Annotated in this window: 11 protein-coding genes and 2 pseudogenes; 2 read left to right on the top strand and 11 right to left on the bottom strand. The window is 56.3% G+C overall.

Going from position 1 to position 15,299, the window contains the following annotated elements; genetic code table 11:
* Nucleotides 1-583: 583 nt before the first annotated feature.
* From DSM25558_RS10640 to DSM25558_RS28215, 5 genes are all read right to left on the bottom strand, one after another.
* Nucleotides 584-1,801 carry a sensor histidine kinase gene (locus DSM25558_RS10640; protein WP_244554161.1) on the bottom strand — a complete coding sequence of 406 codons (1,218 nt, stop codon included), beginning with the start codon at nucleotides 1,799-1,801 and terminating at the stop codon, nucleotides 584-586.
* Entirely contained in the window at nucleotides 1,798-4,764 is a 2,967-nt protein-coding gene (locus DSM25558_RS10635) for a hybrid sensor histidine kinase/response regulator (protein WP_244554171.1), read from the bottom strand. The genes DSM25558_RS10640 and DSM25558_RS10635 overlap by 4 nt, the downstream gene beginning before the upstream one ends.
* 365 nt (nucleotides 4,765-5,129) lie before the next feature.
* Nucleotides 5,130-5,354 carry a hypothetical protein gene (locus DSM25558_RS10630; protein WP_077104563.1) on the bottom strand — a complete coding sequence of 75 codons (225 nt, stop codon included), beginning with the start codon at nucleotides 5,352-5,354 and terminating at the stop codon, nucleotides 5,130-5,132.
* Nucleotides 5,344-6,150 (bottom strand): exodeoxyribonuclease III, encoded by an 807-nt coding sequence (gene xth, locus DSM25558_RS10625; RefSeq protein WP_077104561.1) that lies wholly within the window; start codon nucleotides 6,148-6,150, stop codon nucleotides 5,344-5,346. The genes DSM25558_RS10630 and xth overlap by 11 nt, the downstream gene beginning before the upstream one ends.
* 9 nt (nucleotides 6,151-6,159) lie before the next feature.
* Nucleotides 6,160-6,336: a hypothetical protein gene (locus DSM25558_RS28215; protein WP_103587869.1), complete on the bottom strand. Its 177-nt coding sequence runs from the start codon at nucleotides 6,334-6,336 to the stop codon at nucleotides 6,160-6,162.
* A gap of 201 nt (nucleotides 6,337-6,537) precedes the next feature.
* On the opposite strand from DSM25558_RS28215, the gene DSM25558_RS10620 reads away from it, so the two are divergent.
* Nucleotides 6,538-7,434: a non-homologous end joining protein Ku gene (locus DSM25558_RS10620; protein ID WP_077104559.1), complete on the top strand. Its 897-nt coding sequence runs from the start codon at nucleotides 6,538-6,540 to the stop codon at nucleotides 7,432-7,434.
* A 12-nt stretch (nucleotides 7,435-7,446) separates the two neighbouring features.
* Entirely contained in the window at nucleotides 7,447-8,256 is an 810-nt protein-coding gene (locus DSM25558_RS10615) for a non-homologous end joining protein Ku (RefSeq protein WP_077104557.1), read from the top strand.
* 6 nt (nucleotides 8,257-8,262) lie between these two features.
* On the opposite strand, the pseudogene ligD reads toward DSM25558_RS10615, so the two are convergent.
* The 6 genes and pseudogenes from ligD to DSM25558_RS10580 form a co-directional block, all read right to left on the bottom strand.
* Nucleotides 8,263-10,934: pseudogene (gene ligD, locus DSM25558_RS10610) on the bottom strand (DNA ligase D).
* 34 nt (nucleotides 10,935-10,968) lie between these two features.
* Nucleotides 10,969-11,280 carry a hypothetical protein gene (locus tag DSM25558_RS10605; RefSeq protein ID WP_077104555.1) on the bottom strand — a complete coding sequence of 104 codons (312 nt, stop codon included), beginning with the start codon at nucleotides 11,278-11,280 and terminating at the stop codon, nucleotides 10,969-10,971.
* Between the two features lie 127 nt (nucleotides 11,281-11,407).
* Nucleotides 11,408-11,839: pseudogene (locus tag DSM25558_RS29265) on the bottom strand (DUF4142 domain-containing protein).
* A gap of 137 nt (nucleotides 11,840-11,976) precedes the next feature.
* Nucleotides 11,977-13,071, bottom strand: a complete 1,095-nt coding sequence (locus tag DSM25558_RS10590) for an alpha/beta hydrolase (protein WP_200800742.1) — start codon at nucleotides 13,069-13,071, stop codon at nucleotides 11,977-11,979.
* Between the two features lie 34 nt (nucleotides 13,072-13,105).
* Nucleotides 13,106-14,899 (bottom strand): YbhB/YbcL family Raf kinase inhibitor-like protein, encoded by a 1,794-nt coding sequence (locus tag DSM25558_RS10585; RefSeq protein ID WP_143240071.1) that lies wholly within the window; start codon nucleotides 14,897-14,899, stop codon nucleotides 13,106-13,108.
* A 120-nt stretch (nucleotides 14,900-15,019) separates the two neighbouring features.
* The coding region (locus DSM25558_RS10580) for a transposase (protein WP_200800741.1) at nucleotides 15,020-15,299 on the bottom strand (280 nt) is incomplete at its 5' end.

The raw sequence follows: 15,299 nt of genomic DNA, 5'->3' as shown, positions 1-15,299 counted from the left end.
TTAGTTATTTCTACCGCCTTCATCCCATCCGGCATCATCTGCATGATCTCGATGCGATGAGCGTCGGGATCCTCGACGATTTGTCTGATGGTCTTGCCGATGTCGGCCTTCCTGAGTTTCCCTCCGGGTCGCTCACGCATCTGCAACCGTTGTAGGCGCTGGTCAGACTGATGAGATTTGTGATGGCCGCCATTGTATTCTGGATATCCTAAGCCCGGGACGCCACTCCTACTGACTTGCGACGGGATTAGATCTAGAAGGCATTGCTGAAGGCATTGAGACCGCCGAACAGGAAGACCTGATGCGTCAATACGCATGCGATGAAGGACAGGGCTATCTCTACGGACGACTAATGACAGCGAACGACTTCACGCGCCTTTACCTCGCGACATCTATGAATCAAACTATGATCAATATTTTAAAATCAATCGCGTAAAACATTCGAGTCAATTTTTGGTGCTCAGAGCTCACAGACGTGATCCTCCATACTCTTCGCTGAGCATACTGACTGTCGAGGATGAGGTAGTCGTCGCCACAATGATTGAGGACATTCTGGCCGATGTCCGGTTTCTGATACCGACAGTTATTGGTCCGTCTTGATCGGCCTGAACTGAACCATAAAGCGTGTTCCCGGCGATGTGTTCATCCAATGCGGAGAGCCGCCCAGTTGCTGACTGAGACTGCTGATAAGCTTCATCCCGAGGCTCTTTTTCGTCTCGTTAAAATTGTCTGGTAGCCCGGCGCCCTTGTCGGACACCGAGAAATACAGGTCACCGTTCTCAACGGTGAAAATCCTTAAAACAACTTCCCCAGCGTTGGATTGATATGCGTACTTAAACGCGTTGGTAATAAGTTCGTTTGCGAGCAAACCGAGTGTCACCGCCTGATCCGTCTGGATTGTCACCGGCTCCACATCGCACAGAAGCGTATGTTGTCCTGCCATCGTTTCAAGCTGACGACAAAGATCGATCATAAACCCATCAAGGCTGACGGTGTGCACCTCATCTGTGCGCCATAATCTGTCGTGGACCGACGCAATTGTCTGAACACGCGATTGAGCATCTGTTAGGGCCTTGCGAATTTCCTCGCTCGATGAACCTCTGGCCTGCATCGCAAGAAGGCTTCCGACAACGGTTAGGGAATTTTTGACCCTATGGCTGATTTCATGCGTGAGCACTTCTTGGTGCCGGATCGTCGCCTCGAGTTGCTTCTCTTTGAAACGCAGTGTCTCGTCCCTTTGCTTGCGCTGAATTGCAACACCCAGCAAATTGGCAAAACCTTCGAGAAACGCAGTGTCGAGTTCATCAAATTTGCCTTCGTCGGGACTATCGACCTCAAGCACGCCATATCGTTCACTGTCGGTCTGAATCAGCACGTTTATGGCCCGCTTCACTCCATGTTCGACCAGCAGTGATGGCGTGCGGAACCGCTCCTCATTGTCGAGATGATTGGAGATCACCGGCTTGCCGGTGTGATAGGCAAAGCCTGCCGGGCTTTCGAGGTCGTCGCCAACGGTGGCGTGACCGACAATGCCCGGCCTCCAACCGACACCGGCGCGAACAACAAAGCCCTGACCGCCACCTTGATGTTCGAGCACCTTTGCAAATTCGCTGTTTAACCCAAGCGATGCGACGCGTGTCGCTTCCTGTAGCAGTTCATCCAACGCATCTGTCTTTAAGGCAAAGTAGCCAAAATCTGCCGTCAGCCGCTGCTGGCGAAGCCGATAGGCAAGATCTTCGGCCGGATCGTTCGCCTGCTCAAGTGGGGACGTTTCTACATGGATTTCAGGAATGTCGTTCAATCTTGCACCGTTCCTTTGCCAACACCCAGTGCATCAGTCTGATCAGCGGACGCAAGACCATCAATCGATCGTGTGACACCAGACCACGTCGCGCCGACGACGGCGATCAGCGCTTCTGAATCGTAGGGTTTTCCCAGAATGCCCGCCCCAACCTCCTTCTTGACGCTGGACGTGTCTCCCGTTGCAAAGACGATGGCAGCCGATGGCCGCAACGTTCTTGCTCGACGGGCGAGCTCCGGACCAGAGGCTCCCGGAAGATTGACATCGGTGACAAGGACATCAAACGGTACCGTTTCCAGTGCTGCCATCGCCTCTTCTGCGCTGGCTGCCTCGACCACGATATAACCTGCATCCTGCAGAATTTCGGCCGTGTTCATACGGATCAGCGCGTCGTCCTCCACGAGCAAGACCGTGAGCTGTGCTGTGACCAATGGTGCGGTCGGGATGACGGCCTGTGCTGGCATTGGTTCCTGCTGCGCCTCCGCAGGAACGGACCGTTGGTTGCCTTTCCCCAAAAGAGACCGGAATTTTCGGGCAAGTGCTTCGCGGGTATAGGGTTTTGATAGAAGCTCGACGCCAGCGTCAAGTTTACCGCCGTGGACAATCGAATTCTCGGTATAGCCCGATGTGAACAGGACAGCAATGTTGGGGAGCCGTTCGCGGGCTTTCCGGGCGAGTTCGGGACTTTTGAGTGTGCCTGGCATGACGACATCGGTAAACAACATATCGATGGGAATACCGCTCTCGATGACGTTGAGGGCGCTCGACGCATCGACGGATTTCAACACTCGGTAGCCCAAGTCAGAAAGCAGCGCGACGACGGTTTCGCGAACAGCATCGTCATCCTCGACCACGAGAACAGTTTCCGTGCCGCCTGAGATTGGACCGGTATCGACAGCCACCTCGACGTCCTCGGACTGCAGGGCGCGGGGAAGGTAAAGCTTGATGGTGGTGCCTTCGCCAACCTCCGAATAGATTTTGACGTGACCGCCCGATTGCTTGACGAAGCCGTAGACCATGGACAATCCGAGACCAGAGCCCTTGCCTTCGGCTTTCGTCGAAAAGAAGGGTTCGAACACCTTCTCGATTATCTCTGACGACATGCCGGATCCGGTGTCGCTGACGGCGAGCATGACATACTGGCCAGGTGTGACCTCGTCATGTGAGCGCGCGTAGGTATCATCGAGATGGGCATTGGCGAGCTCGATCGTCAGCTTTCCGCGGCCATCCATCGCATCGCGTGCATTGATGGCCAGGTTGAGCAGTGCGTTTTCCACCTGCGCGGGATCGATGAATGTGTTCCAAAGTCCACCGGTTACCACGGTTTCAACCTCGATCGCCTCGCCTATGGCACGGCGCAGCATGTCATCCATTCCGCGCACGAACCGACTGATATTGACGACCTTCGGCTCAAGCGCCTGGCGACGACCGAAGGCCAGAAGCTGGCTCGCCAGCTTCGAGCCACGGGAGACACCCGCCATCGCGTTGGCGACACGGGTTTCTGCGCGCTCGTTGCCAGCAATATCCTTGGCAAGAAGCTGCAGATTGCCCGAGACAACCTGTAGGAGATTGTTGAAATCATGCGCGACACCGCCGGTCAACTTGCCGACGGTTTCCATTTTTTGGGACTGCGCAAGCTTGGCTTCCGCCTGACGCCGTTCATCGATTTCTGCAATGACCCGCGCCTCGAGATTTTCATTCACGTGACGCAGTTGCTCTTCCGCACGTTCACGATGACGCACCTGACGCGCAAGGGTCTCCGCCTGTTCGCGCAAAGCGGCCTCTGCCGCACGTTGATGGGTAATATCGGTGTGGACACCGACCCACTCGACGATTTCCCCGCCTGTATCGAGGATGGGAAGACCTCGAATGGCATACTGTCGCCACGCACCATCGTGTCGCTGCACGCGGTGCTCGTGCACGAACATACTTTTTACTGCAACAGCGGCCTGCCAGGCCTCGACTGTGGCGCCCACGTCTTCGGGATGCACGGCATTAGACCAACCATAACCCTGATATTCTTCCTGAGTCTGGCCAGTCAGAGCGGCCCAACCGTGTTGCTCTCCAACCATCCGGCCATCGGCGCTATTGGTCCAAAGGACGCCATGAACTGCATCCATGGCGGTTCGAAACCGGCCGTTGCTGATGGCAACGACGGCTTCACGTTGTGCCCGCTCCTCGACGTCAATGCCCAGAATGTGCACGCCTGGAACAGAACCGTCTGGTTCTACATGTGGAACATAGCGGATCTCAAGGCGGCGGGTCCCGCCGTCAGCATGTCTCATGTCGGTTTCAGCAACGATTGTTTCCCCCGCCAACCCTTGAGCGATCGACGCCCGGCGATCGTCATAGGCTGCGTCACCGATGACATCGCGGACGTGGCGGCCAATCATGCTGCCCGGCTCTACGCCAAACCAATCCCGATACGCGCCGTTGGCAAATCGATAAACATGATCCTGGTCCACATAGGAGATCAGCATCGGCACCGCATCCGTCACACGCCGCAGTTCTGCCTCACGCTCTTCAAGCCGCCTTTCGGCGATAACACGGGCGCTGTTGTCAACAATGGTGCACATGACGCCGCCGACATCACCGTCAGCGTCGTAAACGGGCGTATAGAACAGATCGAGATAGAGGGTTTCGGGGCCATGCGCCCGGTTAAAGACGATAGGCTGGTCGTGGTGGGAAACTGTTTCTCCACGCAGTCCAGCTTCGAGGATCGGGCGGTTCCAGTCCCAGACCTCGGGAAATGCCGCAGCGACAGGTGTGCCGAGTGCCATAGGATGGCGCTCGCCAGCGATTTCACGATAGGCATCGTTGTAAATCATGACGTGGTGCGGACCCCACATCAAAACCTTGGCAACAGGCGAGTTTACGATGTTTGCCACCGTCGCCCGCATCTCGGCGCTCCATCCTTCGATGGGCCCCGCCATGGTTTTGAGCCAGTCCTTGGAACGGATCATTTCGCCGCACTCACCGCCGCCTATTGGCCAAGTCTTTGGCACCTGAAAAGGCGCAGGGCCGCCATCCCTCAGACTGCAAAGAGCAGCACGCACCACCTCGCTGGCATTGGCGTAATCGCCTGTTGCCAAGCTGTCGTTGATGAAACCCTCGAGCTCGGGGGTCAGCGAAACATTGCGGGATAAACGTTGAGCCATAAGCTCGTCGTGACATGAGCCAGATGCTGTGTCAATCTGTGCTACAGCGGAAATAGATGCCCTCTCCCATCTACCTGTCAATGGTGGAATGTCGGCGTCGAACGGTCAGCCGCCTCAGTAAGATGTCGAACGGCCCCTGAGGGATTATCCTCCGGGGCCGCCACAAACCTTCAATCTACAGGTCGTTTGCCTTCCGCCGCTGGCCAGTCGTTGGCCGGCTCCTCGATCACATCATCATCTGCGGGATCTGGATCATTCTCATGAGCCACCAACATGCCGTTGACCTCCACGACAATAACACTGCAGGCGTCCTCATAACTGATGCCGTTTACAACGAGGCCATCGACCAGCTCTTCAAGCTTTGAGCGAACCTCACGTTTCCAATTATCGGTCATTTTTCTCTCCTTTGTTTGGCGGTTTTTCAGCAAGTTCAATCCAGACAGGCGCGTGATCGCTGGTGTGCTCCCAGCTACGGACGTGCTTATCGACTCCGGCCTTCACGAGCTTTTCGACGAGATCCGGGCTCAGCAAAAAGTGGTCGATCCGTAGACCAGCGTCGCGCGCATATGCGTTCCGAAAATATGCCCAGAAGGTGTAGAGCCGGTCGTTCGGATGGAGATGCCGTAACGCATCTGTCCAACCTTGAGCCACCAGATTTGCATAAGCTGCTTTGACCTCGGGCCGAAACAGCGCGTCGTCTACCCAACGCTCCGGTTTGTAGACATCGAGATCGGTCGGCATGACGTTAAAATCGCCAACGAGGGCTACAGGTACTCCGAGCTCGAACAGTTCTTCCGCGTAGGAATGTAGTCGCCGAAACCAGTCTAGTTTGTATTGGAACTTCGGACCTGGGACCGGATTGCCGTTTGGCAGGTAGAGGCATCCGACAACCATTCCGTCGATGACAGCCTCGATGTAACGACTTTGGTCGTCGTGCTCGCCGCCGGGCAACCCACGTCTCGTCTCAAGCGGCTCCTGACCGCGTGCAAGGATCGCGACACCGTTCCACGATTTCTGGCCATGCCATATCGCGCCGTAGCCAGCACGCTCCAGCTCTTTGCGCGGAAATTTATTGGACGGTGCCTTCAGTTCTTGCAGACAAACGATGTCAGGTTGCGCCTCGTCCAGCCAACGAAGGAGGATGTCGAGGCGACCGTTGATGCCGTTGACATTATAGGTGGCGAGCTTCACCGGCTTGCGTCAGCGCTTGCGATCGCCTCTGTCGCCCTCGCCTGATTTGGTATCATTCTTTGCGTCATGGCGCGCATCGGCTGAAAGCGAACGAGAGACATCGACGCTCTCCTTGAACTTTCCGTCTTCATCGCGGCGTACGTAACGCTTGTCAGTGCCGGTATCGATCAATTCGCGCTTGGTCATCACAGATCTCCCTTTTGGTTGCTGTCCAAGGAAAACGCGCGCTGCTGTCAAAAGATGCATTCGAATCAGCGACCTAAGACAGACTCGCAAAACGGGAGACCACGTGCGCCTAAGTCATTGAAAAACGATTCGTTTTAGCAAGGAACGATTCGCTCACTGATTCGGTTGAATCGCGTTGGTTGTGTGAGGAGTGCGCGTATCATGAGTTCCCCGAGAGCAAACTGGAAAGGTTTCATCAAGTTCGGCGAAGTGTCATGCGCGGTGGCGCTTTACACCGCAGCATCGGCGTCGGACCGTATCGCTTTTAACACGCTCAACAGAGCGACCGGAAATCGGGTCAAGCGCGAGTTCATCGATGGTGAAACCGGAGACCCCGTCGAACGGGAAGACCAGGTCAAAGGCTATGAGACCGAGAACGGACAATACATCGTTCTTGAACCGGAGGAAGTCGCGGCCGCCGTCCCCGATAGCGACAAGACGCTAACGATCGAATCCTTCGTTCCCTGTTCTGACATCGACACCGTGTATTTCGACAAGCCCTATTATCTGACGCCAGACAAGATGGGTACGGAAGCCTATGTTCTGCTTCGCGACGGCATGAAGGAGGCCAAGGTTGCGGCTATCGCACGGACCGTGCTGTTCCGCCGCCTCCGCACCGTCCTCATCCGCCCACATGGCAAGGGCCTCATCGCTTCCACTCTCAACTTCGACTACGAGGTTCGATCGTCGCAGGAAGCCTTCGAGGATCAGCCGGATGTCAAAAGCGATCCCGAATTGCTCGAGATTGCTGAACTGATCATCGCAAAAAAGAAGGGCAGCTTCGACGCCAGCACCTTCGATGATCGGTATGAGGAGGCTGTAGCAGAACTCGTCAAGGCGAAGATTGAGGGGCGATCGCTTCCAAAGAAGAAAGCCGCACCGGCCGCCAAGTCCGTCGATCTATTGCAGGCCCTGCGTCAGAGCGCGGGCCTCGACGCCAAGAAAAACAAGTCAAAACGGACCGCTGCCAACGCCAACGCTGGCGAAGAAACTGCAAAACCTAAAAAGGCAGCGACCAAAGCAAAGGCGACGCTCGCACCGACCCGTCGCGCCGGTTAAGAGGATATCATCATGGCTGTCCGCCCCTATTGGAAGGGTTACCTGAAGCTCTCCCTCGTCAACTGCGCCGTTCAGATGATGCCCGCGACGTCGGAAAGCGAGAAGGTGCGGTTTCACACGCTGAACCGCGCCACCAACAATCGCGTGGTCAGTCACTACGTGGATTCCGTTACAGGCAAGGACGTGAAGGAAGAAAACGAGGTCAAGGGTTACGAACGTGGCGAAAACGACTACGTCATCCTTGAAGACGAAGAGCTCGAAAACGTTGCACTGGATAGCACCCGGACGATTGATATTTCAACGTTCACGAAACGAGACACCATCGAATGGATATGGCTCGATACACCATACTATCTGTCTCCGAATGAGAAAATCGCGCAGGAGGCCTTCTCCGTGATCCGCGACGCTATGGCGTCGCAGGACATGGTCGGAATTTCGCGGCTGGTGATCTCGCGCAGGGAACGCGCCGTCATGCTGGAGCCCCGCGGCAAAGGAATTGTCTTGTGGACCCTGCGGTATGGTGACGAGGTGCGAGACGAAGACAGCTATTTCGATGGTATCGCCGATGAAGAGCCCGACGCCGACATGATGCCACTTATCCAAAAGCTCATCAAAAAGCAGACGAAGTCATGGGACGCGAAGATGGTCGTGGATCCTGTGCAGGACCGTCTGCTCGACATCATCAAGGAAAAGAAGAAACAGCAGAAGAAGCCAACCCGTGCCAAAACGAAGGCGCCTGCGTCCCCTTCCAAGCCAAGCAATGTCATCAACATCATGGACGCGCTCAAGAAATCGGTCGCAGCAGAAACACGCGCAAAATAAAGCCCGTCAGGCAGACGCCTTCCGGGCTTTGTTCAGTCGCTTGATCGCCTGCTCCAGCGACCGGTGGCCCTCATGGTAATCCTGCCAGGCCGTGCTCTTCTCCAATAGGCCTGGGACTGTTCTAACGGTAAACCGCATTGGATCAAGGTCAGCCCTCACCTGCGTCCACGTCAAAGGCATCGACACCGTCGCTCCGGTACGTGCTCTCGGAGACAGCGGTGCCACGGCCGTCGCCATACGGTCGTTGCGCAGGTAGTCGAGGAATATTCGGCCTTCCCGCTGGTTCTTTGCCATCTTTATAAGATAAAGGTCCGGATTATCTCGCGCCATATCCTGACAGACGTCATGCGCAAACCCCTTCGCTTCGTCCCAGCTCAGCTTCTTTCCCCTGGACGCGACAAGCGGCGTCACGACGTGTAATCCCTTTCCACCTGTCGTCTTGCAGAAACTGACAAGGCCCAGTTCTTCTAGCCGGTCGCGTATCTCGCGCGCGGCGTCGACGACTGCTGGAAACTCAACATTCGGGCCTGGATCGAGATCGAATACCAACCTGCCCGGCACTTCGGGCTGATCCGGCAAGCAATTCCAGGGTGAAGTTCGATCCCGCCGATCTGGGCAATGGCGGCAAGTCCTTCAACGCGATCTATCTGTAGATAGGCCTTCTTGTCACCAAAGACCGTCACGAGCTCCAGAAGGTTCGACGTTCCTGGTGTGGCATGGCGCTGGAAGAACTGTTCGCCACCAATGCCATCAGGGCAACGAAGGATCGAGCATGGCCGACCTTTGATATGATCGATCATCCACGCTCCGACAGCCTCGTGGTACTGGGCGAGGTCAACCTTGGTGACAGGCTTTTTGTCATCCGCGTCTGGCCAGAGCGGCTTGTTGGGGCTTGAGATCATGACGCCCATGACCTCTTCCTTTGCGCCCCTCCGGGAATGCTTGGGTGGTGGCTTGTCGGTCTCGGGATCAGCGACATCCACATCCGATGGCGTCGCGGGCTCTTCGGCTTCCACCTCCGCAGCAGGCTTGTCTTCGCGCAGCCCCTTGAACGCGCCCTGTCGAACCTGGCCGTCCGCGGTCCATCCGGCGAATTCGATCTCGGCGACGAGCTCGGGCTTGAGCCAGACGATATCGTCTGACGTCTTCGGCGCCCCTATTCCTGTGAATGGAGATTTGGCCGCTTCTATCTCTTGAAGCTTCGGCAGAAGTTGTTGGACCGTCTTCGCGCTATACCCTGTACCGACACGCCCGACATAGACGAAGTGCTTGCCGCTGAAGACGCCAACCAGCAGCGATCGAAATTTCCCATTGGTCTTGGCATAGGCACCGATGACCACTTCATGACCAGCGCGACATTTGGATTTCGCCCATGTCTTCGTCCGGCCGGACGCATAAGGAGCATCTGCCTCCTTGGAGACGATACCCTCGAGCGATAGACGGCATGCTGACTTCAGCACGGCGTCGCCGCCCGTCTCAAAGTGTTCGACGAAACGCAGGCGTGCGCCCTCGCCCGCATCGGACATCAGTGTTTCCAAACGGGATTTGCGCTCCGTCAGGGGAAGCTCTCTCAAATCCTCGTCACCAGCAAACAGCAGGTCGAATGCAAAGTATACGAGGTCGTCCGTCGTCCCTTCTGACAGCGCCGCCTGTAGAGCGGCAAAATCAGGCGCACCCCGCTCGTCAAGCGCACATATTTCACCATCTAAGATGCAGTCAGGGAGTACCGACGCCGACTCCGCAATCGCAGGCCATCTGGATGTCCAATCCAGACCTTTGCGGGTCTTCAGCGTCACCTCACCGCCAGCGACGCGCATCTGCACCCGGTAGCCGTCGAATTTGATCTCGTGGATCCAGCCTTTGCCCGCGGGTGGACGCGTCAAGCTTTCGCAGAGCTGAGGGGCGATAAAGCTCGGCATCGCAGTTTCAGCGTTGGTGGGCTTGGCTGCCTTAGGTCGAGCCGACCTCTTCTTCAGCGACGTCTTCATGCCAGCCTTGCGCTCCTCGGCGGCAAGTCCCTCATTGCTGTCCCACACCGCGTCTGCCTCAACCGTATCGCCTTGCGTCATAAATGGCTTGGGCTTTTTCCCTTTGCCAGCGGCGATTGCCTCCATGGTTCTACCGGAAGCGACGGACGTCAGATTGTCATCCAGTACCGCTGCTCCGTTCTCGTCGACCGCATAATCGTCGCGGTGTTTGATCAGCAGCCAGTTGGTGCGCTTGCCGCCGTCTCGGTCGTTGCGCATCCTCACTAAAACAAAGCTTCCATGCAGTCGTTCACCTTCCAAAGTAAACTTGAAATCACCCTTCGCCAGTGCCTCCTCGGGGGTCTTGCTCCCCTCGGGCTGCCAGTAGCCGCGATCCCACAGCATGACTGTGCCGCCGCCATACTGACCCTTCGGTATCGTTCCCTCGAAATCGCCATAGTCTAGGGGGTGGTCTTCGACCTCCACGGCAAGCCGCTTGTCAGCAGGATCGAGAGAAGGACCTCTGGTCACAGCCCAGGATTTGAAAACACCATCGAGCTCAATACGAAGATCATAATGCAGCCGTGTCGCGTCATGCTTCTGGATGACGAAGCGGCGACGGTTGGATGCCTTGATCTCGACCTCTCCGCTTGGCTCAAGCGTTTTTTTGAAATCGCGTTTGGATCGGTACTTGCTGAGATTGTCGGCCATGGCATCCACCCCTTCTCACCAACGCGGAACCGCCTTATGCAGCGCCCGATACCCGAAGTGCCCCAGCCTCGCCGAGACTACGCTGAACCGCGGAAATCTTGTCGGACGGGATGTCTGCGGACACTTCGATTTCCCCTTCGAGAGGAGCATCGCCGCGCACCGCACCACTTTTCGAGACATCGCCACCAGATGCAACTGACCCTGATGTGTTCTCCGCGGTGGCTGACTGAATAAAGATGTCCGGACGCGAAATGCCGTGCTGCTGGACAAGGTGCTCCACCGCAATATCGGCGGCAGAGCGTGTATCAAATGTTGCTCGGATTGTGGTGGTGCTGTCGTCAGCCATGCTGATATCTCCTGATGTGATGATTGAAGACCTAACCCACTGCCGCCGGGTTAGTTTCCAAGAAAATGCCTTCAAGCGGATCGCTAGCCCGCCGAAGGCAAAATGATTGGCGCTTTGGCGATGCGTCCTAGTGCTCGATGCTTACCATCTTCACGTGGGACAGATGCGTCTCAAGGCTGGGCAACGTTTCCTTCGCGAAGCCAACGACGGTCTGATCGTCACCGGATCCCGCATAGGTCCGAAACAGCGCGATCGCCTCCATATGCGCTTGCACCTGCATGTCGAGGTAAAGCATGTCGAAGTCCTTGCCTTTGGCAGTCTGCAATTGATCCATCATTTTCTGCTGCTTGGGTGCAAGAACGATTGGGGACGGCAGTGGCTCACCCTACTTGTCCAGTATTCCCTTCAGCTTCTCGCCCGCCTTCTGGTGGTCGGCGATGATCATCTTTGCCGCATCCTTGAGATCGGCAGACTCCGCGTTCTGCAAAGCCAATTCGCTGGACTTGATCTCGAACTCGTTGGAGCTTGAAACGACGCTGACGAAGGTCGGCCGATCCATAACCATCATGGGTGCGGCGTCGCCGGCAGGCTTGTGCTTCTGTTGTTGCGCCGTAACAGGCTGGGCAAGCATGGCGACGGATAATACCAGGTATGATAGGTTTGAAAACTTCATAGTCATGGTCCTTTGTGAGGTAATCACTTCGTTTTGGAAAATGCTTTTGTGAGGTCGGCATTGGCAGCATCGACAGCATCCTTTGCCTTGTCCACTACCTTGGCCATTCCGAAAAATTCGTGGGTTACGCCTTCATAATTGAGCGCATTGACCAACACGCCCGCTGCATTGAGCTTTTCAGCATAGGCCTGGCCTTCGGAGCGTAGCGGGTCGATCTGCGCAGTGATGACGGTTGCAGATGGCAGTCCCTCGAGGTCGTTGCGACCAACGAGATTGATGCGAGGATCTTTAGTCTCATCCTTTGACGTAAACACATGCGAGACGAACCATTCCATATCGGCCTTGCCAAGCGGCGCGGCATCGGCATTTTCCTGATAGGATGGCGTATTCATGTCGTTGCCAGCGATGGGATAGACTAGCAACTGGTGCACCGGCATCGTTGTCTTCTTCTCCTTCGCCATCAAAGCAACGTTCGCCGCCAGATTGGCCCCGGCGCTTTCACCCGCAACAGCAATCCGCTTGGCATCGCCATTCAAAGTGTGAATGTTTTCAACTGTCCACGTATATGCAGCCCAGGCATCATCATGCTGAGCCGGGAACTTGCTTTCCGGTGCGTGATGATAATCGGCAGACACAACGATGGCTTTGGATCCAAGCGCAAGCGCCCTGGGTGTCGCTTCATAGGTATTGATATCCGCCACAACCCAACCGCCGCCGTGGAAATACAGCACGACAGGGAATGGCCCCTTGCCTTCGGGAATATAGACGCGGGCGGGCAACGCCCCGCCTGCACTTGGAATGGCGATATCCGTCGTCGCAACGCCCGCCTCTGGCATCGGAGAAATCTTCTTGTCTCGCTGAACCGTGCGCGCGGCATCGGCGGCACTTGCCTGCGTGCGGGCCTGCGGCACGGTCAGGCCGGAGAAGGGTTTGGCATCCAGCCCTTTCAGAGCATCAAGAACAGCCTGCATTTGGGGATCAGGCTTTGCTTGCTCAGCCTGCTGCATTTGTTGAGCCGGTTGGGCTGAGGGTGGCTGCTGGGCCCATACGGTTGCAGAAGACGAAAGCAGCAGGAATGCTAGGCTCGCGGTACGAATGATGGAACGTGAGATGGGCATGAGATTTCCTTTGAAACTGCGGTGTGACATTTCGTTATTGCTTGGGTGGCTCGATCTTTTGCTGGTAGGTTCCGACGAGTTCACCCTTGCCAATGACGTGACCGGACATGGCAGCCAGAAGTGCGTCACGGTCAGATGTCGGAGGAAGATCAATCATGGAATCGAGAGCGACGATCTGGATATGATAGTGGTGCGGCTTATCGCCAGGAGGTGGCTTCGGTCCGAAATAGCCGTGTGTTCCGGATGTGTTGCGACCCTGCAAAATGCCCTCCGGCTCGACCAGGCGAAGCTGCTCCTGCAAACCCTCTGGAAGCGTCGTTACCATCGCTGGGATATTCCACGCCAACCAGTGGACAAAGGGCTTGAGCGGCGAAGAGTCCGGGTCTTCCATGATGATGGCGTAGGACGCCGCCTTGGGCACGGCACTCCAGCTAAGCGCCGGCGAAACGCCATCGGCATATTCGCTGTATTTTGTTGGGATCGCCTGATTGCTGGAGAACGCCTCAGTGGAGACCGTGATTTTGCCTTGTGTGTCTGTCTCGGAACGCTTCAAAGCCAACGGCACATCTGCGCCTTTTTTTGCCTGTGCCTCCATGACATCTGACGGTGCCGTGGCAGCCGTCTCAGCCTTTTTCGCATCACCCGTATAGGCAATGCGATAAATGACACCATTGGCATCATCCGCCATGAGCAGCGAACCGTCTTTAGCGACGGCAAGACCGACAGGGCGGGCAAAATGTGTCTTTCCACCATCCGTCAGGAAGCCGGTCAGAAATGGCTCGATTGTTTTGGGCTGGCCGTTCTCAAAGTGAATGCGGACGATTTCATATCCGGAGGCCGGGTTGCGGTTCCAGGAACCGCGCATGGTGGCGAAGGCATCTCCTGCAAACTTTGCCGGAAAGGCAGTTCCGCGATAGAACTTCATCTGCATCGGCGCTGCATGGGCCGTGTAACCGATCACCATCGGCTGGCTCTGGTCGCGCCACTGTTCCTTCGTCACCCCGCCAACCGGCGTGGACTGTGGATAGATGTCACCCGCGCCATAAACATGTGGCCAGCCATATTGCTTGCCCTGCTCGATCTTGTTGAGTTCCTCGGCCTGAACCTCATCGCCCATCAGGTCGATACCGTGGTCCAGGCCCCAGAGTTCACCGGTCTGTGGCTGCCAGTCGTAACCAATCGTGTTGCGCAGGCCGGATGCGAAAATCGTCCGGCTCTTGCCGTCCGGCGTCGCGCGAATGATCGTTGCGTTTTCAGGATTGCTTTCGTTGCATGAATTGCAAGTGGAGCCGACGCTGATGTACAGCATCCCGTCAGGACCGAATGAAAGAACGCGGTTTGGATGCTGGCCAGAATCCGGCAGATCGCCGATGATCATCTCAAGTTCGCCAAGGGTCCCATCGGCCTTGATGTCGGCAACGAAGACTTCTTTGACGGTCACAAGGTAGAGTTTGTCATCCTTGATTGCCAATCCATGCGCCTGCGCGCGGGACACGACCTGGATCGGTGCCCGATCTGCCTTGCCATCACCGTCTTCGTCCTTCAGCAGCAGCACATCGCCTTCTTCCCGGCGGCTGACATAAATGAAACCCTTGTCGGACACGGCGAGGATGCGGCTGTTGCCAAGACCCTGGGCGAAAGGCTTTACAGAGAAGCCGTCGGGCACCTTCAATTGTCCTACCCGCTCGCTCGTCGGTGCGACCTTGTTGGGCTTGAACACGTTTGTGGTGATTTGGACTTCAGTTCCATCGCCCTGCTGGGCATAGGACGTACTGCACGCAAAAAGTGCCGCCACAAGAGATGCAGCGCCGGTAACACGACGTATCATTAGGTATTCCTCCAAAGAATTCACACGCCGAACATGCGAGACTCTTCAAAGTTCCCCCTTCTTAACGCTATCAGAACTGAATATGTACGCACGTCGCCAAGTAATACCAACCGTCATTGATCAGAACCGTTGCGCCCAATGGCGTCGGCCAATTGACATGATCTTCCATGGACGTTGCTGGAGCGTTCTCCAAGCGTAACAGCAGTGATCGACGATATCCTCGTAGGACTTGAAGACGCGGTTTGAGAGCCAGTTGTCCCTCATGAATTGCCAGATGTTTTCAACGGGGTTCAACTCAGGTGATTTGGGCGGCAGTGGCAGGATGGTGATGTTTCCTGGGACGACGAGATTGTTGGACATATGCCATCCGGCTTGGTCCATGATGAGGACGGCGTGTGCG

The sequence above is a fragment of the Agrobacterium sp. DSM 25558 genome (assembly GCF_900100825.1).
Taxonomy (GTDB): Bacteria; Pseudomonadota; Alphaproteobacteria; order Rhizobiales; family Rhizobiaceae; genus Agrobacterium.
Note: the sequence above shows the minus strand (reverse complement) of the source record. Positions and strands in the feature narration are given on the sequence as shown.